The 22884-nt window shown below is 57.5% G+C and carries 15 protein-coding genes; 5 read left to right on the top strand and 10 right to left on the bottom strand.

Features of this window, described 5'->3' with window-relative positions; genetic code table 11:
- Positions 1–96: 96 nt before the first annotated feature.
- Positions 97–3885, top strand: a complete 3789-nt coding sequence (locus ACNO8S_RS02550; RefSeq protein WP_420182430.1) for a helicase-related protein — start codon at positions 97–99, stop codon at positions 3883–3885.
- A 41-nt stretch (positions 3886–3926) separates the two neighbouring features.
- On the opposite strand, the gene ACNO8S_RS02545 is transcribed toward ACNO8S_RS02550, so the two are convergent.
- The 6 genes from ACNO8S_RS02545 to ACNO8S_RS02520 all read right to left on the bottom strand — a co-directional run bounded on the left by ACNO8S_RS02545 (position 3927) and on the right by ACNO8S_RS02520 (position 12840).
- Entirely contained in the window at positions 3927–4490 is a 564-nt protein-coding gene (locus ACNO8S_RS02545) for a hypothetical protein (RefSeq protein WP_420182429.1), read from the bottom strand.
- Between the two features lie 63 nt (positions 4491–4553).
- The gene (locus ACNO8S_RS02540) at positions 4554–5375 is read right to left on the bottom strand and encodes a hypothetical protein (RefSeq protein ID WP_420182428.1); all 822 of its coding nucleotides are present in this window, start codon (positions 5373–5375) and stop codon (positions 4554–4556) included.
- Positions 5376–5431: 56 nt separating this feature from the next.
- On the bottom strand, positions 5432–6832 hold the full coding sequence (locus tag ACNO8S_RS02535; protein WP_420182427.1) for a hypothetical protein: 1401 nt from the start codon (positions 6830–6832) through the stop codon (positions 5432–5434).
- A gap of 205 nt (positions 6833–7037) precedes the next feature.
- Positions 7038–10700, bottom strand: coding sequence for an Eco57I restriction-modification methylase domain-containing protein (locus tag ACNO8S_RS02530; RefSeq protein WP_420182426.1), 3663 nt, complete (start codon positions 10698–10700; stop codon positions 7038–7040).
- A 214-nt stretch (positions 10701–10914) separates the two neighbouring features.
- Positions 10915–11622, bottom strand: a complete 708-nt coding sequence (locus tag ACNO8S_RS02525; protein WP_420182425.1) for a 5-formyltetrahydrofolate cyclo-ligase — start codon at positions 11620–11622, stop codon at positions 10915–10917.
- Positions 11623–11745: 123 nt separating this feature from the next.
- Positions 11746–12840: a PGF-CTERM-anchored ABC transporter substrate-binding protein gene (locus tag ACNO8S_RS02520; RefSeq protein ID WP_420182424.1), complete on the bottom strand. Its 1095-nt coding sequence runs from the start codon at positions 12838–12840 to the stop codon at positions 11746–11748.
- 58 nt (positions 12841–12898) lie between these two features.
- Between ACNO8S_RS02520 and btuC the strand changes: the two genes are divergently transcribed.
- The 3 genes from btuC (at position 12899) to ACNO8S_RS02505 (ending at position 17770) form a co-directional block, all read left to right on the top strand.
- Positions 12899–13969 carry a vitamin B12 ABC transporter permease BtuC gene (gene btuC / locus ACNO8S_RS02515; RefSeq protein ID WP_420182423.1) on the top strand — a complete coding sequence of 357 codons (1071 nt, stop codon included), beginning with the start codon at positions 12899–12901 and terminating at the stop codon, positions 13967–13969.
- 53 nt (positions 13970–14022) lie between these two features.
- A complete protein-coding gene (locus tag ACNO8S_RS02510; RefSeq protein ID WP_420182782.1) occupies positions 14023–15237 on the top strand; it encodes an ATP-binding cassette domain-containing protein in 1215 nt (404 codons plus the stop codon).
- Between the two features lie 70 nt (positions 15238–15307).
- Positions 15308–17770: a DEAD/DEAH box helicase gene (locus ACNO8S_RS02505; RefSeq protein ID WP_014039569.1), complete on the top strand. Its 2463-nt coding sequence runs from the start codon at positions 15308–15310 to the stop codon at positions 17768–17770.
- A gap of 26 nt (positions 17771–17796) precedes the next feature.
- Here the strand turns inward: ACNO8S_RS02505 and ACNO8S_RS02500 are convergent, their stop codons facing one another.
- The 4 genes from ACNO8S_RS02500 to ACNO8S_RS02485 all read right to left on the bottom strand — a co-directional run bounded on the left by ACNO8S_RS02500 (position 17797) and on the right by ACNO8S_RS02485 (position 21693).
- Positions 17797–18984 (bottom strand): sensor histidine kinase, encoded by a 1188-nt coding sequence (locus tag ACNO8S_RS02500; RefSeq protein ID WP_420182422.1) that lies wholly within the window; start codon positions 18982–18984, stop codon positions 17797–17799.
- 134 nt (positions 18985–19118) lie between these two features.
- Complete coding sequence (locus ACNO8S_RS02495; RefSeq protein WP_151102926.1) at positions 19119–20219, bottom strand: AI-2E family transporter; 1101 nt, start codon at positions 20217–20219, stop codon at positions 19119–19121.
- 88 nt (positions 20220–20307) lie between these two features.
- Positions 20308–21183 carry a mechanosensitive ion channel family protein gene (locus tag ACNO8S_RS02490; protein WP_014039566.1) on the bottom strand — a complete coding sequence of 292 codons (876 nt, stop codon included), beginning with the start codon at positions 21181–21183 and terminating at the stop codon, positions 20308–20310.
- 96 nt (positions 21184–21279) lie between these two features.
- A complete protein-coding gene (locus ACNO8S_RS02485; protein WP_008310783.1) occupies positions 21280–21693 on the bottom strand; it encodes an Lrp/AsnC family transcriptional regulator in 414 nt (137 codons plus the stop codon).
- 102 nt (positions 21694–21795) lie between these two features.
- Here ACNO8S_RS02485 and carA point away from each other — a divergent pair, with 102 nt between their 5' ends.
- The gene (gene carA, locus ACNO8S_RS02480) at positions 21796–22842 is read left to right on the top strand and encodes a glutamine-hydrolyzing carbamoyl-phosphate synthase small subunit (protein WP_050037568.1); all 1047 of its coding nucleotides are present in this window, start codon (positions 21796–21798) and stop codon (positions 22840–22842) included.
- The last annotated feature ends 42 nt before the right edge of the window (positions 22843–22884 follow it).

Below are 22884 nucleotides of genomic sequence, written 5' to 3'. Positions count from 1 at the left end.
TTCGTAATTAAATCTCAGTACACAGCCTCTGGATTGAGATGACCGCGTTTCGACCACACGTTTAATTCAGTAAGGGACAGTATTCTGGGTATTAAGATGGATTCCTTGGACCCTCTCATCGACAATTCGACATCGGATCTTGAGGATATATACCGCGAGGTTATTCGAGAAAGTGAAGAGGTCCGAATAGCGACTGGATACTTCTATTTGTCCGGGTTCGACCTGTACAGCGATGATTTGGATGGGCTAGCCGACCCTGGTGAAATGGATCAAGCACCGTTTCGGATCCTTATGGGACACGAAACGAATCGTAAAACCGTAGACGAAATCGAAGAGGGTCAGAGTCTCCGAGACCGACTCAAAGAAAGTCTCGTGGAGGACATCGAAGAGCTGAACAATGCACAACTTGGCAGGCTGGACCGACTGCGTGATTTCATTGCCGAAGGACAAGTCGCAATTCGTGTGCGGATACCCGAAGAGGGATACTTTCACGCAAAAGGTGCGGCGTTTCGAAAACCATCTGAAGGGGGTTCTCAGGGTGACAAGAGTGACGAACGACCAGTAACGACGATTGTAGGCTCGTCGAATTTTTCTCAAAGCGGCCACCGGAGCAACATAGAACTCAATCTCACTTCCGACGACCCTGATCGGGGTAACGCGTTTGAGGAGTGGTATGATAACCAATGGGCCAACGCCGAGGAATTCAGCGAAGAAATTATTCGAATCATCGAGAATCACGAAAGGTATCAAGAGTGGAAAGAGGAACAGGAATCGGGAACTGATGAGGAAATTGGGACGTACATCGAACCGTTCGAACTCTACAAACTACTGTCGTACGATGCGCTCGGTGGCAGTGTCAGTGAGCGGGATAGTCCTCTCTACTACTTCCAGACAATCGGCTACGAGAGTGCCCGGGAAAAACTCTCGAAGTATGGCGGCTGTATCATCTCTGACTCTGTCGGGTTGGGGAAGACGTTCATCGGCGGGGAGTTGCTCTACGACTACCGCAATCAGAACCAGAAGTGTCTGCTAATCGTTCCGGCTAACCTCACTGGGCAGTGGGCAGATATCTTGCAAAACCAGACTGACGAAGATGGCAATCCATTCTTTGGGCTTGACGTTGACGGAGACCATCTCCGGGTGATATCGATTAGTAAGTTCCAGAACTTGGCCCACGAGGAAGTCCGTGACCTTCGTGAACAGTTTGACGTTGTACTCCTCGACGAAGCCCATCGGTTCCGAAATTTCGGCAAGTGGCGTCCTGAGCCCAGTCACAACAACGACTACAAAGGAACGCGCCGTCACGCGAACCTCCGCCAGTTGAGAGGGAAGACGATGATCATGTTGACGGCAACGCCAATCAATAATAGCGCTACTGACCTCAAGAACCTCATTTCGTTGTTTACCGACGAGAACGAGATTCGGAACAAAGCGAATCTGGATTTCGGTGCCTTCGACGACTATATTGAGCTTTCAGAGACTAGGAAGCGAGTTGCCGCTGATAAGGAAGAGATGGGAGAAGCGGAACAGGAGCAGCTATTGAAACAGTTGCAGAACAGGTCCGAAGAGATATCTAACATTCTGAACGAGGTGATGGTGCTGCGGACACGCAAGCACGTTAAAGAGAAGATCCAAGAGGATGAGGACTTCGAGATGAGTTTCAAGCCGCCCAAGGTACACAAAGAGCAGTACTCGCTGCCACCAGCATATCGACCGGTTTACGATTCGCTACCGGACGTGATGGACGCGCTCCACCTGCCGCATATCACGATTCGAAACCCCGAAGCAGGTAGTACACTCAAAGCGTTGTACAAGCTGAACCTTCTGAAACGGCTCGAATCGTCGACCTACGCGTTCGTTCAGTCCATCGAGACACTACACCGGAGCGAGAGCCAATTGCTCGGCTTGCTCGAAGGGCTCCCAGAGGACACCGATATCAATACTCTCCGCGCAATGGGTAACGAAGAGCATCCAGAATCGTTAGACGACTTCGTTGAGGGGAAAGACGCTGCAGAAGACCTCGAACAAACGCTCGAAGAGTTCGGATTTGACAGCGGTGCGCTGCGAGCAGATGATGAGGGTGAATCAACTGAAAAAGAGCTGGCAGATGCGACCGTTGGCGAAGTGCGAAATTATATCAGAGAAGACCTGGCCCTAGTAGCACACTTCCTGTCGATGTTCATCGGTGACGTAGCTGAACGGGACGACGATATTCGAGACCATAGCGTGACGACCCGTCAGTGGCTTTCTAAACGAGGCGCGAACGGAATACCGGATGTTCCGGAGGACGAACTCAATCCGACTCTGTACCCCAACAGCGACCTGAGTGACGTAGACGAAGCAACCAGAGAGTTCTACGAGTCCGTCTTCACCCTGCGGTCGTTCCGTGACCCGAAGATAGACGAAATGGCCGAAGTACTTCACGAGCACGACCAGAAGGTCCTCGTGTTCACGCAGTACCGCGCAACTGCGGACTACGTCTACCGCTCGCTTCGTGACGACCCGAATTCACCGCTGACTGCAGCCAACAGTGCCGTGGTCAAGGGCGGCGATGATAATAAACAGGAGATTATCAGGCGATTCGCGCCTGAAGCTGCAGGGTATCAAGAGACACTGGCCGAGTCCGGAGAATCAGAGCTCCAGTACGTGGTCGCGACAGACACCCTCAGCGAGGGAGTCAATTTGCAGGATATCAACGTTGTCGTGAACTACGATCTCCCATGGAACCCGATGAGAATCGTTCAACGGGTCGGACGCATCGACCGTATCGGGTCAACAGCCGACAAGCACGTTCACAACTTCTTCCCGGACGGAGATATCGAGGCTGCGATCAAGCTCCTCAAACGCCTGCAAGCGAAGATTAACGACATCGCGCTCATCGTCGGCAAGGAGAACAATATACTCGACCCGAACGAAGACGAGCTGCTAGACAAGGCCGGAGTTGAGACCAAGAAGACCATCGGCGAGCTCGAAATTGAGGAGATCGAGTCGACTATTCGCGAGTCACGAGAGGTAGACGATTATAACGATCTCGACGACACTAGCAAAAACCCGCTGCTCCGTAATGCCGGCAGCAATGAGGATGAAGCACTGGAACGGTACCACCTCAAGCGGGAACTCAACCAGACATACGGACTGGGATCAGACGACTTCGAGTTCGCTGAAGATTACTTCGATACACCCCCGGCCGAGCGAGAGATGCTGTACACAAACGCTTTGGGGCACGAGAAGGGTCCTCGCCCGGGAGTCTTCGGTCTGGCACACCTATGGTTCGGTGACGGGGAAGACGCCCCACTTGGACGAACTAGACGAGCGTTCTACTATCGGGCGTTCGGAGATGCAGTGAAGGAACGTCCAGTTCGAATGCTGCAATTCCCACCGAATTTGGACGGGGAGCAGTTCAGTGACGATCCAGAGCAGGTGATGGAAGTCCGTAACGAGATTGAAGAGCATATTGACGACCGTCTCGAACGTATTCGGGAAGGTCAGGTCGAGGCGGCATTCGAGCAGGGCGAAGACTACTCGATGGAACAAGAAACCCTACTCAGCTACTTGCAGCACCTGGAGATGCAGAGCGGAGACAAACCCCTGAACGAGCCGACGGAAGAGCACGACACCATTGGCAAACGCGCTGGCGACCTTCGCGACCGGTTGAAGAGTGTGAAACTAAAACACACCGACGAGGACAAATTGCTCCGGGAACGGTTCCGCCACAACGATAACTACGATTCGATTGGCGAGTGGCCCGTCGAGGTACTGTTTGACGAACTTGACGAGTTCCTCAGCGAGAAAATCGAGGCAGGGCTGGAGTACCAGAGCACGCTGGCAGGTGAGAGTGAAGTCGAAGCCCGGTTGCTCTGCTGGGGCGTTGTCGGCCGAAGGTAGAGATACGCAGATTCGAGATACAGGTCTGCGTAGATCCTCATTCAGCGCATATGCTCCAATATCTGTAGGAATCGAAATGCCGGCTCTCCGTAGCTCTTCTTGTCTTCAGATGCTAATTCCTGGAGTGCCTCGATACGTTCGGTGTAGTCTTCATTGACGAAGATGTCGATTTCGTGGCCGGTTTCATCATTGTACTCATCTGCCAGTTGATCCAAGCCACTGGTGAGCATCCCATCTGGGATGTACGGCGACCAGAGTTGGAAGACGTACTCGTCAGCGTCGTCGAAAACGGCCTTCACATAGTCGTGGTCGGAGTGGAACTTATTCCAGAGTTTCTCAAGAGTGTACTGATACCCGTCACTGCCATACTCTTGCCATCGATCGCTATCGGGAGTCCCAGAGTAAAGCGTCCCGTGCAGATGCGTGATGACCTCGCAAGCATAGACAGTCTGTCTATCATTTTCAGATGCTATGGCTACTACGTCGATTTCCATCTGCTCGCCCTGCTCTGTGGAGCGCTGATTGTAGCTAACTACCTCTGCGTCGGTGACAAGCTTATGATAGGCACCGACGAGAAGTTCCCCGATTTGTGCTTCTGAAACCATACGTACCGAATTAAAACCAAGTAACGTCAATTTAGCTACTATGAGGGAACGAAAACCCAGCCATCAAGTACAGCTTCCGCGCCAGTCCGGGCCTTCATTTTCGAGTTCACCATGGTAGGTGCATAGACAACTCTCCACATCGAAAAATGCCGCAGTGTGCGATAGACCGAGTTCAGATTTAGCGAAGTCAACAAGCTCGTGTAGAATTTTGGGTGCTTCCTCGGACTGAGAGATCGAGGTAGCATCTTCCCGATTTTCGATGATGCGTGCCAAGGTTTTCCCTGGCCCATTCCGGTCAACATAGGCAACCTTCAGTTGATCTGGGACCAATTCATCCTGCCCATTGACCCTGACGGCAAATTCAAGATAATCGAAGGCAGCTAACCCGCGGAAGGTTTTCACATCTTTGAACGTCTCATAAGCGACATCGAAGGGCTCTGCATCACTCTGTTCACTTTCTAAGATAGATGCAAACAAATCAGACATAGAGGAAACCGATTGGTTCTCTACATTGAGCGTCGACAGCGACTTGAGTGCTTTCGAAGGGTATGCCCCGTTCGCGTGCCGGTGCGGGTGACCACCGTAGCCAGCTTCGTCTACACGCTTTAAATCAACGTTCGAGATAGTTTCAAAATCATCCTCAAGCTTTTTGCCATCAATTTTCCCACCTACTAGCCGGCTTCCAACGTCCAGCTTCCAACCGCCTGCAATGGTAGCAAATGTGAACAGAAGACCTTTGCCAGAATCTGGAGAAATACTCAGAGATTCTAATTCCTCGCGGCAGTCAGACTGTTTTTTGTATTCGAAGAACCCTCCCGTTGAGGTCTCTTTGTACCGTTCCCGCATGTAGGTCTTGATGTCGCGTAGAGTGTAATCACGAGTCATATTCACTGTGTCACTAATTACCGACTAAAGTCTGGCGCGTAAAGACGAGCGCTAGCTTATCTCCAATCGCTTATACACTCGTAACATTCTAATTCCTCCTCAAGATCCTCAATCTCCGTTTCCAAGTCCTGAATCTTCGAGTCGACATCTTCGGTAGTAATGTAAGTGAGAATCTCTTCCCGGCTATATTCGTCTGCAACTTGACCAAGCGTTCGCATAGACGTAATGCAGAGACCCTTGAGGAAGTTCAAGTCGCCAACAGTGATACCGACATCTGTACCTTCGTGGACGAGCGTATTACGCCGGTTTTTGATTGATTTAACAACCAAGTCCAGATATTGGTCGCCATTCGCATCCACGAGTCGGAGCGCTCGCTCAAGCGGCGTAATAGACTGAGCGTTACGGGTAAACGTCACATGCTCAAGAGTTCGGTACAAGGAAAGGAACGCCGTTTCGGGATCACGTGTTGTCAGAGCCTGTCCGATAGTTCTGAAAGACGCTCCGAGTTGATTCTCTATCGACTTGTTGAGTATTGTTTTATCCTCCGCAAATATGGGGTCCTCAGCGTCTCCGAGATTTACAAGCTCAGGAAAGGAGTCGAGTGCAGTATCATACTGTCCAACAGGTTGAATGGAGGGAATCGGTGAAAAGATATCCGTATTTTTCGGTTGAAGACGGTGGAAAGCTCCATCTTGGAACATCATATACATCGGTGGGTATTCGATTATCGTCCGACCGGCTCGTTTGATTCGATTGCCAGTAGAATCAAATTCGAGCTGATGATACTCATTGGTAGCATAGTTAATCTTCCCGAGGAAGACATCTAGGATGGACTCTAATTCATGGATGACAAAATCGGCATCATTCCCTGTGGATTCGAATTTCCAGAAGGTGTACCTCCCAGGGCTGATACCGTTGAGGTTTGATCCTTGAATGAATTCCTCTGGTGAGTTGGGATACCCCCGGGTTTGAGTAGGAGTTGACTCGTTGGCGAGTTCAAAGTATTTTCTCCAATCATCTGGTGTAGCTCTACAAAGTAGATTTTCTCCATATTGCATGCGATCTGGTATTGATTTTGGCTTTGGTCGGAGAGGAAGTGGGATAAATACAGAAAATCTCTTATTATTTTCCTCGCTCAGTTCCGGCCAATCTATACGGAAACGGCTAACTGGATCCTCATACCCCTCACCTGGAGATTCTATCTGGCTTGACATATCTGCAAGAGTTTTGCGGACTCGATCCTCCGCGTATTCGTGAGATATCTCCAGATCGAAATCTTCCGCGATTGTTTCAACAAGTATATTTATAAGGATATCTTGACGCTTCACACCTAAGAATGGATGTTGTTCTTCAGAACTATCGCAAATTACCTGATTGTCTATCATCTTGACAATATCTGCCAATTTTGAATTTGGGTCAGGGTCTTCAGGATCAAACCCAATTGCACTCTTATTCATTATACAGGCATAGGTACAGGAGGGGGTAAAGATTCCACGGTGGTCAATTGCAGATGTCTAATCAGTAAAGCGATTAATATAATATTTTGAGTGTGAATAATAAGTTTTGACAGCGCCAAAATTTGGAATGGCCTATTTATAATACAGTGGAGATATATGGAAGAATGAACAGGTCATACTGGGGCTGAGATAGCAATATCTCAAATTAAATGTTTGCTAGCGCATCCACCTCAGCTTTCTCCAGCTCAAAGAGTCTGCCAACAAGATAATCGTTCAAACGTTCAAGATTGCTAACCTCCTTGGCGGAAAGCGTATCAGGGGTTATAACCAATCTTTTTGATAGCTCTCTGACTATATTTGCCGCGATTTTTTTCTCGTGCATATCTACACTGACAACTGAAGAAATCCCTTCATCCCTAATTTTTGTGCTAAGAGCCTGATAGTCTCCTTGATAATCATCTAACACTGCCTCCGCCTTCTGGCTGCACTCATCCGTTATATCTGGCCGATAAATCGGCACTTCATTCAGATGCTCACTCTCAATTTTCATGTAGCCGTTATCCATCGGCGAGCAAATCGGCTTAAGATACGAGAAGATAACTTGTGAATTCAACAGGCCTGTTAGATAGTATGGGTCCATACTGTGTGGCGTAATACCGATACTCGGTCCTCTCCTGAAGAGTTGACCTTTGGTATCAAGACAAAAGCGAGGTCCATTGACCACCATGTCAGTCACGATTTTATCTCGCTCAAAATACTTTGGGGAGCCGCGGCGAACAAGCGAATACCACGGCCGACCTAGTTCTTTCCAGGTCCGTCTGGAGTCTTTCCGACTCAATAGATCTTCCTTGTATCCTTCGAGTAGTTCATATGTCTCTGGATAGTTAGACTTGAACTCTGTCTCATCAATCAGTTCATATTCTCCGTTTATTGTCTTATATGGGAAGAACGTTATTTTATCTGGGAGAGTTAGAGTCCATCTTTTAGTGTGTTCTGGTATAATCGTTCTCTTCCATATCCCCTTTTTAACCTCACAGTGTCCATCTTTGCCCTCAATCGTGAATGAATTCTCCGACTCATCAATAACATCCTTCTGGAGAATTCTTTTCCGTCCAGTAATAAGCGGGCTCCCGATAGTGAATTCCTCCTCATCATCAAGATGGAGATTACAGTTTTCTTCGACTTTCTCTCGGGCCGTTCGTTCCTCTTGAGTCAGCATCAACCATCGATCCGATCCGAGCTCTTCTGGCGGATAATTGAATTTCACTATGTCGTCCCTGTCTTCGGGATCGAATCGGGAATCGATTATTTCGTCTTTTGCGGCTTTCGATCGGATGGAGACGCCATCAATAGACATACCAGCGTATTGGTTTCCGAAGAGGATAGCGCTGTAAATAGTTACATCCTCGAAGGCGGAGTATGATGTGAAATCATAGATTTTTTCCATCCCATAGTTATTCAGTAAATGCTCACGGAGGGGTTCACCGTATTCTGTCCGCATGAACGAGTTCGACGTGATTACACTGGTCCGGCCGGAGTCAGACAGTAGGTCAAAGGTACGTTCAAGAAATGGGACGTAGAGATCACAGCGGCCTGTGGCAGTCTCGTACAAGTCCTTGTAGATGTCCCGTTTGAGCTCGTCTACTGAGCCGATGCGGACATACGGTGGGTTTTCGAGAATTACGTCGAATCCACTCTTGTCCTGGTTCATACCGCCATTACCGACCGCCCCGTATACCTCGGGGAACTCCATTACCCAGTGGAAGGGATTCAGCTTTTCAATGTCACCACGAAGTAGTCCTCGTTGGACAAATACCCGGCTCAGCTTATTTTGGTCAACAGTCGCGAATATCTCTTCCGGCCTACCTGCTAAGACATCGTCATTACCCATCTCAAGATTGGCTGCAGTTTTCCAAGTCCGGAATCCCATCTCATTCAGCTTTTGATCGAGGTCGTCGTCAATAGGATCACTGAATTTTAATTTGAGTTTTATTTTCTCAGTCGATGACGAGATGACTTCTCGAAGCTCCTCTGCTCCCGAGATATCGTCTTCCACCTCGATATCAGGTAGATCCGCAAACCAGTCGTCAAGCTTTTTTTGCATTTCATCGTGGAGGTCATCTAACTCTCCACGTCGGTCTGAAATTTCTGTCTCTGCAGATTTGTACTCCCTGATGCTCTCTCGATATTGTTTGAGATCATCTTTAAGTCGTTCAGTGATGAGGAGTTTTTGCTCATCGACGACTACTTCTGGACTGTTAAACCCGATAAGCGAGTCACCTGGCCTAATATTAAAATCGATGTTGGGAAGCGGCTCAACTTCACCCGGCTCATCCTCAATATCGGCGACCATTGAAAGCCACAACCGAAGCTTACAGATTTCAGTCGCGCCCTCATCAATGTCAACACCGTAGAGATTATTGAGAATAATCGCCCGTTTCGCGTATAGCATCGGAGTTCCTCTTCCAGACATAATGGTATCTAACTCTTCACGAGTTCGCGATTCAAGCCGCCAAGCCTCACCTTCGGTTTTGAGTTGCTGGAAAAACTCGATACATTGCATATAGATGTCCAACAGCACCTCCTGAGCTGCAAGTAAGAATGCTCCACTCCCGACGGCAGGATCTAGAATCTTGATGTCTTTCAGGATATCATGATAGAGTGTCTCTATGTGTTTAGTATCCACATTCTCCGTTGCAGCCTGTTGTGTAATCGTCCCGCCATCAGCAATCGCTAAGGAATCTGTGTCTGGACCAGATTCCTGAAAACCGAACACATCATCAATTCCAGTGTATTCTGAATCGGTAGTCTCATTTAGTTGATCCAGTAGATATGGGTGAATCGTCTGTCGAGCCATGAATCCGGTTACTTCTTCGGGAGTGTAGTACGCCCCCATCTCCTTCTGATTCACCGTCTGCTCGAAAATGTGACCGAGTACCTCAGGAGAGAGGTTTTTGGGGTCAACAATATCTAACCGCTCATCAACGTTCCAGTTCCAATCAGAGAGAAAATCTAAGATTTGGTCAAACAGTGCGTTGGTTTCCTCGGCTTTTTTTCCAAGCCGGGCATTCTCAAACTCTTTTTCGACAGGACCTTTAGAGAATAGTCCGCCGTTGAGATACGGAAGTTTGCCGAAGAAATCGCCACCATCCTTACCTTCGGCAAGCAACTCAAAAAATAACGGATCATAGAACTCCTCATAGACATCACCATCTTCGGCTGCAATCTCGTCGTGTCTGTCACGAAGATAGTCCGTGTCATAATCGAGCAGTCGCTTTTCTTGAATAAAGTACAAGAAAATCATCCGGTCAAGAACGACCTGGACATAGCGTTGTTTTGAATCCTTCTGGTTGTCAGGAATACCTGCAACCTCTTCAACCAAGTCCGTACGCAAGTCCTCAAACTGGTCGTAGAATTCTTTGACCACCCGCTTGGTATCATAGAGGTCACCGTAGATAGCTGCAGACGAACCGTACTCAATGGAGTTCAATTTCTGCAGAATCGTACGCTTTTCGCCACTGTCACGCTCGAACTGCTCCTTCTCGAAGGAAAGTTTCTGGTACTTGATACGGCCGTGTTGCTGGTCCCACGAACGAACCCGCGTTATGAATGTGAACGACTCAAAATCGTTCGTTGCGACAAGGTTGGTATGACGGTCCATAGTATCCGGCTTGAAATCCCGCGCGTTCTCCCCTGGACCGGCCTCAACGAGGATGATGAATTCGTCGTCGGAGAGCTGCAGAGGAAGTTGGTAGTCTTCACCCATATCTGGACGGGGTTTAAGTCCGCGATCCTCAAACGAAGAAGCGATATCTTCGAGAGAATCCCAGCCGGCAATATCTGCAGCTACGATTTGTTGGAGAGTCATGGCCCTACGGTTGGTCGGCCACTATTTCAACTCTTTGCCGTCCGGGTGTTTCGACGATTGGTATACTATAGAGCAACCGAATGTTACGCGGGGCGATTTTTCGCCATCCAACTCCTCCAGAACGAATTGTAACAGGCTGTTACGGGGAAGAGCTACACAACTGGTTCAGATTTGCCCTACAAAAACGTGAGACCGAAATGAGTGAACTTCCCCGCTATGTCGGCTCAAGGCGTCCTAGAATCGGTATATCATCAAGTCGCTGTTCACTGAGTACAGCCCACTCGATTCCGGCTGGCTTGCCGTCAGTTTCCTCCGTACGAACTGACCGTTCCGGAGTAAAGAGCCAGTCTATCGGAACGTCTTGTGCTGTCGTCGGAATCTCTTCATCTACGACCTGAATCTCGTGAACAGTGGTGACGGTAGTCGTCTCGTCGTCGACTAGTCCGACTTCCCGGAGAATTGCGAATTCCAGGTCGCTGTATCCTTCGCCTTTCCCAACTCGTCCACCGTTCTCAGTCATCGCGACGCTGCCAGAAACAATCAAGTCGACTGGTTCCATCTCCTCTGGGCCAACTTGCTCCCCTAGTTCGGAAGAGCCGCCAATTGTCGTTGCGTGGTCGATATCATCTATTTTGTGTGGGTCCAGCCGCAGGAAGCACTTCTCATCCTGCAAGCGTGGAACGGCCATGTAGACGACTTTGCCCGCCTCCAGTGCCCGTCGTCGAACCGCCCGCTGTGGCGAATCCGGATTCGATTTGATGACATCGGCATCTTTCCAGGAATCGGTCTTGGTGAGACGTTCAGCAGCCTGCTTCGCACCAGCAAAATTGGGAATTCGCCCATGTGGCGGAAACGGAAAACGGGCGTCTCCACTCTCTTCGAGTTCGTCCCACACTTGCTCGCGCAATTCCTGCTTCTCCATATCCCAATCTTGCATCCCCGCACTAGTATATCCTCACCTTAGGGCGGGAACGGGAACCGGGCGATACCGCGCTCTTCCAGCGCGTCCCAGACCGTCTCGCGGATGGTTTGCTTGTCCATGGCGCTACGGCCTCCGGCGTGAGAGCGTGCAGACGAGGGCGAGTACTGCGAGAAGCGCCCCGACGGCGGTGAATCCGGGACCGCTGGCGTCGGTCGTGGACTGGTCAGTACTCGGCGTGTGGTCCGCGGGTGTGGGCTCGCTCGTTTTGGTCTCGGCCGGCGTCACAGCCGACCGGGGAACGTAGCTGTCGGCGTCGTAGCGGTCCGGATAGAGCTGTGCGGTGGCGTTGTGTGCGAACGAGACCACGCTCCGCGGGGCGGGCTGATTGATGTTCCGCACCTGTACGGCGACCGTCGAGTTGGTCTCGCCCGCGGTCGTACTGGCGTAGGGCTCGGTCTCCGCGATGTTCGCCGTGTTCTCGGTGACAAAGAGCACGTCCGGGTCGAGCTGAAGGATGACCTCGTCGCTGAGCTGTGGGTACTGTGTGTGGTTACGGGCCGCAACGTTCTCCGCGCCCGCGAGTTCGATGAGCGACGTGACGAAGGTGTTGCCCGCCGCCACGTACCCCCCACCCAGCGGGTACAGCGCGGTCGGTCGGTCCTCGACATCGGCGGTGACCTGCCGGACAGCGTCGACGTTTGCGTCCATCCAGGCGTTCGCTTCGCTCGCACCCTCGCAGTTGCCGGTCAGTCGACCGATGGTCGTTGTCTTTGCTCGAATGTCCTCGATAGTTGTCGCGGCGGGGAGGTGATACACGGTGACCCCGGCCTGCCGGAGCGGGGTTACGTCACCGGCGCTGGCGTTCGGTGCAATCACCAAGTCCGGGTTCGTGCTGACGACGCGCTCGACGTTGACGCCGAAGCTCGCGGAGACGTTCGTCCGACTCTCAGCGCCGTCCAGATAGCTTGCATACTGTGTGAGCCCGACAACCTGAGAACGACCGCCGATCTCCCACATCGTCTGGGCGGCCGAGGGATTGGTCGTCGTGACCCGTTCCGGGCGCTCCTCGATAGTGACCTCGGTCCCGGTCGCGTCGGTCATCGTGACCGGGAACGAGCAGTCGTCCGCCTGCGTGTCGGCTGTTGCTGCGGCCGAAGTCACACCTGCGGACGAGCCCACGAGCAAGACAAAGACGCAGACGAGAGAAAGTCGTCGCATGCTCTAGGCGGGTGTCAGGAGCAATAAATACTTATCTACTGCAACTGGGCTTTCATACATGCGTTTCGCGGGTCGGACCGTCGGGTGGTCGGCGGGGCTCGTCGCCGTCCTCTGTGCCGTGGTGACGACGAGCGCCGGTATCGGCCCGGTGTGGATTCCACCCGAAATCGTCGGGAAAGTGCTGCTAAACGCCGTCGTCGTCCCGACTGGCGTCTCGGTTTCCGGCCCTGCCGTCGACGTGACTACGGCCCATGTGTTTTCTTACGCCGTGAGCGACCTCCAGACACAGATTGTGATGCAGGTCCGGCTCCCCCGGATACTGCTGGGCGCGGTCGTCGGCTTCTCGCTCGCCGCCGCGGGGACGATCATGCAGGGGATCTTCCGGAACCCGATGGCCGACCCCTCTATTATCGGCGTCTCCTCCGGCGCGGCGGTCGGCGCGGTCGGCTTCATCGTCGCGCCGGTCGTGATCCCGTTCGGACTCGGCCTCCGCGGCGCGGCCTTCGCGGGTGCGTTGGTCGCGGCCTTCGGCGTCTATCTCATCGCGACGCAAAACGGCCGCACGCCGGTCGCGACGCTGTTGCTGGCCGGCGTAGCGATACAGACGTTTCTCGGCGCGGTCGTCTCCTTCCTGTTGCTCCACAGCGGCGAGAGCATCCGCCGGGCGCTGTACTGGCTGATGGGCCATCTCAAGGGCGCGTCGTGGCCTGAAGTGACCAGCAGCGTCGTGCTCGTCGCCGTCCCGTTCGTCGTGTTGCTCGCGTACGCACGCGACCTGAACGTCATGCTACTCGGCGAGGAGGACGCTCAGAGCCTCGGTATCGAAGTCGAACGGACCAAGCGGGTCCTGCTCGCGCTGTCGGCAGTCATCACGGCGGCGGGCGTCGCCGTCGCCGGCATCGTCGGCTTCGTCGGCCTCATCGTCCCCCATGTGATGCGGCTGCTCGTCGGGCCGGACCACCGGATACTGCTCCCGACGGCGGCGCTCGCCGGCGCGTCGTTCCTCGTCGCGACGGACACGCTAGCACGCTCGGGCAGCGCCGAGGTCCCAGTCGGCATCGTCACCGCCGTCCTCGGCGCGCCGTTCTTCCTGTACTTGCTCCGGAAGCGGGAGGTGCACGAGCTGTGAGCGGGCCGGCTACATCGAACGGCGGGAACCTGGGACGGGACCGCTCCGGGCCAATGCTCGACGTGTCCGACCTCGCGGTGTCCTTCGGCGACCAGTCTGTCGTCTCGGGCGTCGAGTTCAGCGTCGACCGCGGGTCGCTCGTCGGTCTCGTCGGTCCCAACGGCGCGGGCAAGACGACCGTCCTGCGGACGGTGAAAGGGACGCTCGACCCGGACGCCGGCACAGTCCGTGTCGACGGCGAACCCATCCACAGGAAGTCCGCGAAGGAAGTGAGCCGCCTCGTCGCGAGCACGCCACAGGGCACTGCGCTGTCGTTCGACTTCAGCGTCAGACAGACCGTTGAGATGGGGCGGACACCGCATCTCGGCCGATTCGACCGAATGGACGACGGCGACCGGCGCGCCGTCGAGACGGCGATGGAGCGTGCGAGCGTTGCCCAGTTCGCCGACCGGCCGTTCACCTCGCTGTCTGGCGGCGAGCGCCAGCGGGTCCTCCTCGCCCGGGCGCTTGCACAGGAAACGCCGGCCCTCCTGCTCGACGAGCCGACGGCGAGCCTCGACATCAACCACGCCGTCCGCACGCTCGAACTGGTCCGAGCGCTCGTCGACGACGGGAAGACGGCCGTCGCCGCGATTCACGACCTCAACCTGGCCGCGCGGTACTGCGACGAACTGGTGTTGCTCGCCGGCGGCGGGGTCCGCGCCGCGGGCCGCCCCGCGGACGTGCTCACGAGCGACACGCTCCGTGACGCTTTCGACGCGGAGACGCTGGTGACGACCCAGCCCGGCACCGACGCGCCGCTCGTGACCCCGCTGGCCGAACAAGAGTCGGTCGCCCGTCGCGTCCACGTCGTCGGGACCGGCACGCCAGCGGCTGCCGCCGTCTCGAAGCTCGTCGGGGCCGGCTGTCGGGTCAGCATCGGCGTCGTCCCCGCCGGTGACACAGCTGCCGAGCGGGCCGCCGATCTCGACTGCGAGGCGGTCACGGTCCCGGCCTTCGCCGGCATCGACGACGCGGCACGCCAGCGCGCCGCCGACCTCGCCGCTGCGGCCGATGCCGTCGTGATAGCGGGCGAAACCGGTGACGGAAACAGTGCGGTTATTGAGGCAGGTAGCCCCCGTCTCGCCGTCGAGACAGACGAGAGCGCCTACACCAGCAACGGTCACGACACCGTGCCGCTGGCTGCGCTCCCTGCGGCAGTCGCGTCCCTGCCGTCCGCGGCGGAGCCCGACGCGACACCGCCACTCAATCAGTCGACCACTGACTGAGTCCACCGCCAGCCGAGCCAGTTCCGGCAGAAACAGCAACACCGATACCTCTCGTCCACGTATACGGCCTGTGGACGATACGATTTCGTGGCTCCGGGACCGGCCGTACTACGAGGGACAGATCGTCGACCAGCGGACGGTACCCGGTCGGGACGCACGGACCGCGGACTGCGAGATTGCGGACCGCCTCGCTGGCGTCCTCGAAGATCAAAGCATCACTGACCTCTACACCCATCAGGTGGACGCTATCGAGGCGGTCCGCGGCGGCGAGAACGTCGTCCTCGCGACCGAGACGGCAAGCGGCAAGAGCCTCGCCTACACCGTGCCGGCCTTCGAGCGGGCGCTGGACCGCCGGGCGACGACGCTGTACGTCGCGCCACAGGTCGCGCTCATCAACGACCAGACCGAGACGCTGTCGGAACTCGCGCAGGGGCTGGGCTTCGCCTCCGGGGTCTCCGTCGCCCAGTACACCGGCCGGCAGTCGAAGTCGGAGAAAGAGGCCATCCGGGAGCGCCAGCCCACCGTGTTGCTGACCACGCCGGACATGCTCCACTACGGCATCCTCCCCCACGCCCACCGGCTGTGGGACTGGTTCTTCCAGCGGCTCGAAACCGTCGTCGTCGACGAGGTCCACGGCTACCGCGGCGTGTTCGGCAGCCACGTCTCGCTGGTGATGCGCCGCCTCCAGCGTATCGCCGAGCGGTTCGACGCCGGCGGCGATAGCAGCGAAAGCAACGGCAGAAGGGGCGACAGCGCAACAGCGGGCGGCCCTGAGTGGGTCTGCTGCTCGGCGACCATCGGCAATCCGGTCGAACACGCGGCGGCCGTCACCGGCCAGCCCGAGCCGTCGTTCGCACTGGTCGACGAGGACGCGAGCGCCAGCGGGCCGCGGCACTGGCTGCTGTGGAATCCGCCGGAGTACGAGGGCGACGGCTGGGGGAGCGGCCGCCGGAAGTCCAATCACGTCGAGACGAAACAGCTGTTCGTCGACCTCGTCGAGCGGGGCCTCCAGACGGTCGTCTTCGCCGGGTCGCGCCAGACAGCCGAACGGTACGCCAGCGACAGCGCGGACGAACTCCGGAGCCGCGGCGAGCACGCCCTCGCCGACAGCGTCGGCGCGTACCAGGCCGCACTGACCGACGACCGACGGCGCGAACTGGAGCAGGGCCTCCAATCTGGCGACCTGCGGGGCGTCTGGTCGACCAGCGCGCTCGAACTGGGCGTCGACGTGGGCGGGCTGGACGCCGTGTTGCTGGACGGCTACCCCGGCACGCGGATGCGGGCCTTCCAGCAGGCCGGGCGGGCCGGTCGCGGCACGGACCCCGCCCTGGTCGCGCTCGTCGGCGGCGAGGACCAGCTAGATCAGTACGTCCTGCGCAACCCCGACGCGCTGTTCGAGACGGGAGCCGAGCAGGCCGTGACAAACCCCGAAAACGAGCAACTGCTTCCGAATCACGTCCACGCGGCCGCCTGCGAGAACTGGCTCTCGCCGGACGACGACCGCCACTTCGGCGAGCCGTTCCCCGACGTGGTCGCGGACCTCGAATCGGCCGGGAAGCTCGACCGCCGCCAGACCGATCAGGGGATGCGCTGGCTCGGCAAGGGTAGTCCACACCACGAGATGAACCTGCGGACCGTCGACGACGGCGAGGTGAAACTGGTGGCGAAGGGTGACGTGATAGCCAAACTCTCCGTCGAGGACGCATTGCGGGACGCCCACCCCGGCGCGATTTACCACCATCAGGGCCGGCGCTACGAGGTGACGGACCTCGACCTCAACGCGGGTGTGGCAGAACTCGACCGGACGTGGGCCGACTACTTCACCCGCGTCCTGCACGACAAGACCATCACCGTCGAGGCGGACCTGGCGGAGCGGCGACTGCCGACCCGCGAGGACGTGCCGGTCCGGTTCGCGTCGGTGACGATGCGCAAGCAGATCACCGGCTACGAGCGCCGCGACGGCTCCTCCGGAGAGGTGCTGGGACAGCGACTGCTGGATCTGCCCGAGACCACGCTGGAGACGAAGGCGCTGTACCATACGGTGCCATCGGACATAGAAAGCGAGATTCGGCAGGGTGCGTACGGAGCCGAAAGCGACTCCGGTGGCGGGAGCGAGAGCGGAAGCGGTGGCGGGGGCGGCGGTCAACACGGCGATGCAGCGACCGACGGCGGCAGCGAACCCGGTGACTTCCCGGGATCCATCCACGCCGCCGAGCACGCCATGATTTCGATGTTCCCCTTCGAGTACCTCTGTGACCGTGGCGACATCGGCGGGCTGTCGACGCCGCGTCATCCCCACACCGGCGAGCCGACCATCTTCATCTACGACGGCTACCCCGGCGGCATCGGTCTGACGCGGGCCGGCTACCACGACATCGGGCCGCTGATGGACACCACGCTGTCGATGCTGACTTCGTGTGACTGTGCCGACGGCTGTCCGGCCTGCGTGCAGTCGCCCCACTGCGGGAATGCAAACGACCCACTGGACAAACACGGCGCGATACATCTACTGGACGGGCTGGTAGAGCAGTAGCGTGACCGCCCGGTGGAAAAACCGCCTCAGGCGTCGCCCGCTGCCTTCCGCAGCGTGACTCCGACTACCGTCCCCGTCGGCTCGTTGTCTTCGACCCACACGTCACCGCCGTACGCGTCGACCAGCGTTCGGACGAGGTAGAGGCCGACCCCGGTACCGTCACTGTCCAGGCGTTTCTCCCCGCGCTCGAACACCGCCTGTTTCTGCTCGTCCGGGATTCCCGGTCCGTCGTCGGCGACAGTGACGTGGACCACGTCGCCATCGTCGATCACGTCGATGACGACCGACGGCACTGCCGAGTCGTTGTGCTGGATGGCGTTGGTGAGGACGTTCCGAAACACAGAGGACAGGAGTTCGTCGGCCCGCACCCGTACCGACGGGGACTCGTCCGGGACAGTGACCTGTGCGTCGCTGTACGTCGCTGCGATATCCTCGGACACCGAGGACAGTACTGGTCCGAGGGCGACCGGCTCGGTCTCCCAGTCCGTCTGTCGCATTACCGTCGCAAGGTTTCCAGCCGTTTCGAGCAGTTCCGCGGCTGCCTGGCTACTTTCCTGAATACCGTCGGCGTGTTCCAGGGCGTCACCGCTACACTGGTCCCGGAGCAGTTCCGCCCGGCCACCGATGGTCTGCAAGTGGTTCGTGAGGTCGTGTCGGACGATCTGGTTCAACAGGTCGAGGTTGTCGCGCTGCCGTTTCAGCTCCCGCTCGCGCTCGATCCGTTCGAGGGTCGAGAGCACGTTCTTCCCGAGGATGTCGGCCAACTGCGTCTCCCGCTCGGTCGGTTCGGCTCGTTCATCCGTCCCGGCTGTCAAGAGCCCGTACTCCGGGAGTGGAACGGAGATACAGCCGTGAAGGGGTGCATCGGACGCCGCTTTCTCTTCATCAACGAGGACCCGCTGTGTCTCGTCACTCTCGTAATGGTCCCACAGCCAACTCCCGCGTTCGTGTCGCATTCTCCGTCCCGGCTCGGCCGGGACCTCGACGTGCTCTCGAAGCGGCTCAGAGATCGCCTCGGCTTTGAGTCCGCTGTCAGTGGCCTCCCAGAAGACACTGAACGGGAAGTCGAGAATCGCTGTCGCAGTCTCGACTGCGATAGTCGCGACTTCGGACCGGTTCTCGGCTGTCATCAGCCGGCGTGTCGCCGCGTACAGCTCCCCGATCTGGTCCTCCGGAGTCGCCTGATAGCAGGGGGAGTCGGAGTTTGACCCCATTTTTACTCATTTACTTCGTCCTGAATATAAATGTTCGTCAAGGCCTGTGACACGGACACACCCCACCTGGCCGTCGATGCTCGTCCGTTCGGAAGCCCCGTTCGCGTTCGACTCCCCGTTATCGGCCACGAGGGCTAGCTGAAGTCTTCAAGACGTAACTGGTCGGGGTGGAGACCGTCCGGTTCGCTCGCGCCGAGCAGACGAGGCAGGGCCGTGTTCGCAAACGTCATGCCGACGACGAGCAGTATGGGGGCGAAGAACAGACCGTAGAAGCCCAGCACGACGGGGCCAAGCGTGTACGCGAGCATCAGGAGCCCGACGTGCGTGCTCTCGCCGCTGAGAAGTGGCCGAAGCAGCAGGTCCGGGATCGTGTCGACGACGACCACCGCGACGAGGAGGAATCCGAGCACATACGCGAGCAGCGAAGACTGCCCGTCGAGCACCACTGGGAGCGCGGTGAAACCGGTCAACGGGAGGTAGATTATTTTCATCCCGACTACGGGAATCAAGCTCGCGATACCGGTCAGCGCGCCGGCGAGCGTCGGATACGGGACCTCGACAGCCGCCGGCGCTATGACGTTATAGCCGGTGAATGCAGCGATGGCGATGAGCGATATCGCCAGCACGTTCAGGAGATTGCCGAACAGCACCGCTTCCAGCTCCTCGTCGACAGCTTCGAGATACTCGCGGATAATGGCCCCGTCATCGAACCGGAGCAGCCACTCACGGATGCGCCGGCCGTCCACCAGGAGGTAGTATGTGACGATGGTCGTAATAAACAGATTGAGGACGAACTGGGAGGCGACCGACGTAAGCACCATGGCGTTCTCGCTGAGAAAGTCGACGAACGGTGAGAGCTGTCCCGACTGGTAGGCGCTGTACAGCCCCTCGACGGTGAGGTCCGGCACGGACTCCGCGCCGTCGAGCCAACTGACGTGCGTCGCAGCCACGTCGATGAGCGCGTACTGGGTGACGAACTGCCGGGCTTCGACAATGAGGAGGACGGCCGCATAGCTGACGAGCAATAGGAGCGGAATCGCCAGCGATGCCATGACCACGACCGCACGCACTCGCGACGGAAGGCGGAGTCTGCGCAAAGAACTGTAGTACCGTCGCGTCGAATAATAGAGGAACACGGAGACAGTCAACGCCGCGATAAACTGATATGCGAGTACGCCGACCACCACCGCGACAGCGAGGCCGAAGAGGGCGACGACGAAGCGCTTCTCGTCCATATACGTACCAGCTTATGAACAGTTATAAACATACGGGCGCAGGGAACCTCACAGACAACATGGGGCCGGACATGGTCCCAATCGGTGGCTACTCGGTTCGCTCGCGCACCGGCCCGATGCTGTCGTGGACGCCGATGTTGCCGGAGAGTTCGTGCTGGCTCGTGTCGCTGAGGTCGATACCCTCAGCGCGGCAATCCTCCTGGACCTGCTGGATGAAGTCCGATCTGACCGATGCGAGGCGGTTCCGCCGTTCGTTAGGGATCCAGATCCGGCCTGTCAGGATGACCGCCGTCGACGCGAGGTCGCTGACTCTGGCCGTCGGTGCCGGTTTCTCCGAGACATGGTCGAGGTCGCGGGCGGCGTTCTCGATAATCGCCCGGACCGTGTCGATGTCGTCGTCGTAGCCGATACCGAACTGATAGGAAACTCCAATTGGACCCGTCGAAGTCTGGTTCGTCACCGCGCTCGTCGCCAGCGTCGTGTTCGGGACGATGATGCGCTCGTTGTCCAACGTCCGAATCCGCGTCACCCGCAAGTCGATGTCGACCACCGTGCCCTGCATCCCGTTCCATGCGATGATGTCACCGACGTTCAGATCCGGGTCGGTCACGATGAACGCCCCGGCGACGAAGTTCCCGAGGACGTCCTGTGCCGCCAACCCCACCGCAAGCGTGATGCCCGCCGCCAGCAGGGTCGACCCCGCGAGCGCGCCCCGGAAGCCCGCGACGCTGGCGCCGATGACCACCGCGAGGATGACCGATATCAGGTGGACAGCGCTGGTCAGCGCGCTGGCGACTGTCTTGTTAGTCTCGGTTCGTGACAGCAGCCATCGAACTGCTGGCACGACGATTAGCCGGCCGATAGCGTAGAGTAGCGCCGCGACAGCGAGGAACTGCGCCCCGTCGGTCGCGAGTTGTCCGTACGCCGAGACGATGTCGGTATCCAGGCCCACCGGGAACTGCATACTGTCTGTCGTAGCCCAATAGATATGAAATCAGGGTGCCACGTCGGTGCTGGTGGGGACCACGGCTCCGCCTGCTGTTCGCGGCGGTGCTGCGCGTTACCCAACTCGCTCGTTCAAAATTAGCCTCGTCTTCGTCCCCACAACCTCCTCCAGCTCGCGCGCCTGCGTGATGAGCCCGTTAACCGCGTCGGTGTCGGCGGCGTCGACGACGACGACGATGTCCTCCTCGCCGGAGACTTGCCACACGAAATCGACCTGCTGCCAGTCAGCGATGCGGTCCGAAACCTCGGCCGTGTCGACGTTGACATCGACGCTGACCTCGATCATCGCTTTCACGTTGCCGGTCCGCGTCGCGACAGTGAAGCGTTCGATAACACCGTCCTCGACCAGTCGTTCGACGCGGTTTCGCACGGTCCCTTCCGACGTGCCGACCCGGTCCGCGATCTCAGTATACGGGGTTCGGGCGTCCCGGCGAAGTATCGAGAGTATCTCTCTGTCGAGGTCGTCCATCGAGATGTGACAGTATCACCGGCCATGACTTGAGGATTACGAAATTCGAAACTCGTCTTCGAAAGCAACCCTTATGGCCGACTATAGTGTACGCATCTCGTAATGGCTGACGCATACGTGGCAATCGAGGGCGACCGCGTCATCGAGGCGCGCGCTCGCGCTCCGGGCACCGCCCGTGGCGAACTGGTCTTTACAACAGCGTACACCGGTTACGAGGAGAGCCTCACCGACCCGTCCTACGAGGAGCAGGTGCTGACGTTCTCCTACCCGCTCATCGGGAACTACGGCGTCCGAGAGGAGCGCTTCGAGTCCGACCGCATCCACCCGCGCGCGGCAGTGGCTCGCGAGATGACCGACGACGTGGCCGAGTGGCTGGAGTCCGAGGGCGTCCCCGCTGTGGACCACCTCGACACGCGCGATATCGTCACCGAGATCCGCGACGAGGGGGCGATGAAATGCGGCATCGCCGCCGGGCCGGACGTGACCGAGCAGGACGCGCTCGACGAACTCCACGAGTGCAAACACATGTCCGACCACACCGACATCGGCGCGCAGGTCTCCGTCGACGACGTGGAGGTCCACAACGAGGGCGGCGACGGTGCGACAGTCGCGCTGGTCGACTGCGGCGCGAAGGGCTCCATCGCCGAGTCGCTCGTCGAACGCGACGCCGAGGTCTACGTCTTCCCATACGACGCCAGCGAGGACGACGTGGCCGCGGTCGACCCGGATCTGCTGTTCATCTCGAACGGCCCCGGCGACCCCGAGAACTTCGAGCAGGCTGGGGAACTCGTCGAGACCTACGTCGGCGACGTGCCGCTCGCGGGCATCTGTCTCGGCCAGCAGGTCGTCGCCAACGCGCTCGGCGGCGAGACCGAGAAGATGGAGTTCGGCCACCGCGGCGTGAACCAGCCGGTCCGTGACCTGCGTTCGAACCAGGTCGTGATGACGACCCAGAACCACGGCTACACCGTCGCCGACCCCGGCGACAAACTCGACGTGACCCAGGTCAACGTCAACGACGATACGCCGGAAGGGCTGGAAAACGACGACCTGGACATCATCACGCGTCAGTACCACCCCGAGGCCAACCCCGGCCCGCACGACTCGCTCGGCTTCTTTGATGATGTGCTAGGGATGGCGGGGGAGTAGGGAGAACCCGAGCGTAGCGAGGGGTCTCCGAATGCCCGAACG

This window comes from Haloarcula sp. KBTZ06, assembly GCF_048595605.1.
GTDB classification, from domain to species: Archaea; Halobacteriota; Halobacteria; order Halobacteriales; family Haloarculaceae; genus Haloarcula; species Haloarcula hispanica.
The sequence above is the reverse complement of the archived record's forward strand: the minus strand, read 5'-3'. Positions and strand labels throughout refer to the sequence as shown.

What these genes read in the sequence shown, in the direction of transcription:
- ACNO8S_RS02550 (WP_420182430.1), top strand. Translation starts at nt 97, where the DNA reads ATGGATTCCTTGGACCCTCTCATCGACAATTCGACATCGGATCTTGAG.
- ACNO8S_RS02545 (WP_420182429.1), bottom strand. Translation starts at nt 4,490, where the DNA reads ATGGTTTCAGAAGCACAAATCGGGGAACTTCTCGTCGGTGCCTATCAT.
- ACNO8S_RS02540 (WP_420182428.1), bottom strand. Translation starts at nt 5,375, where the DNA reads ATGACTCGTGATTACACTCTACGCGACATCAAGACCTACATGCGGGAA.
- ACNO8S_RS02535 (WP_420182427.1), bottom strand. Translation starts at nt 6,832, where the DNA reads ATGAATAAGAGTGCAATTGGGTTTGATCCTGAAGACCCTGACCCAAAT.
- ACNO8S_RS02530 (WP_420182426.1), bottom strand. Translation starts at nt 10,700, where the DNA reads ATGACTCTCCAACAAATCGTAGCTGCAGATATTGCCGGCTGGGATTCT.
- ACNO8S_RS02525 (WP_420182425.1), bottom strand. Translation starts at nt 11,622, where the DNA reads ATGGAGAAGCAGGAATTGCGCGAGCAAGTGTGGGACGAACTCGAAGAG.
- ACNO8S_RS02520 (WP_420182424.1), bottom strand. Translation starts at nt 12,840, where the DNA reads ATGCGACGACTTTCTCTCGTCTGCGTCTTTGTCTTGCTCGTGGGCTCG.
- btuC (WP_420182423.1), top strand. Translation starts at nt 12,899, where the DNA reads ATGCGTTTCGCGGGTCGGACCGTCGGGTGGTCGGCGGGGCTCGTCGCC.
- ACNO8S_RS02510 (WP_420182782.1), top strand. Translation starts at nt 14,023, where the DNA reads ATGCTCGACGTGTCCGACCTCGCGGTGTCCTTCGGCGACCAGTCTGTC.
- ACNO8S_RS02500 (WP_420182422.1), bottom strand. Translation starts at nt 18,984, where the DNA reads ATGGGGTCAAACTCCGACTCCCCCTGCTATCAGGCGACTCCGGAGGAC.
- ACNO8S_RS02495 (WP_151102926.1), bottom strand. Translation starts at nt 20,219, where the DNA reads ATGGACGAGAAGCGCTTCGTCGTCGCCCTCTTCGGCCTCGCTGTCGCG.
- ACNO8S_RS02490 (WP_014039566.1), bottom strand. Translation starts at nt 21,183, where the DNA reads ATGCAGTTCCCGGTGGGCCTGGATACCGACATCGTCTCGGCGTACGGA.
- ACNO8S_RS02485 (WP_008310783.1), bottom strand. Translation starts at nt 21,693, where the DNA reads ATGGACGACCTCGACAGAGAGATACTCTCGATACTTCGCCGGGACGCC.
- carA (WP_050037568.1), top strand. Translation starts at nt 21,796, where the DNA reads ATGGCTGACGCATACGTGGCAATCGAGGGCGACCGCGTCATCGAGGCG.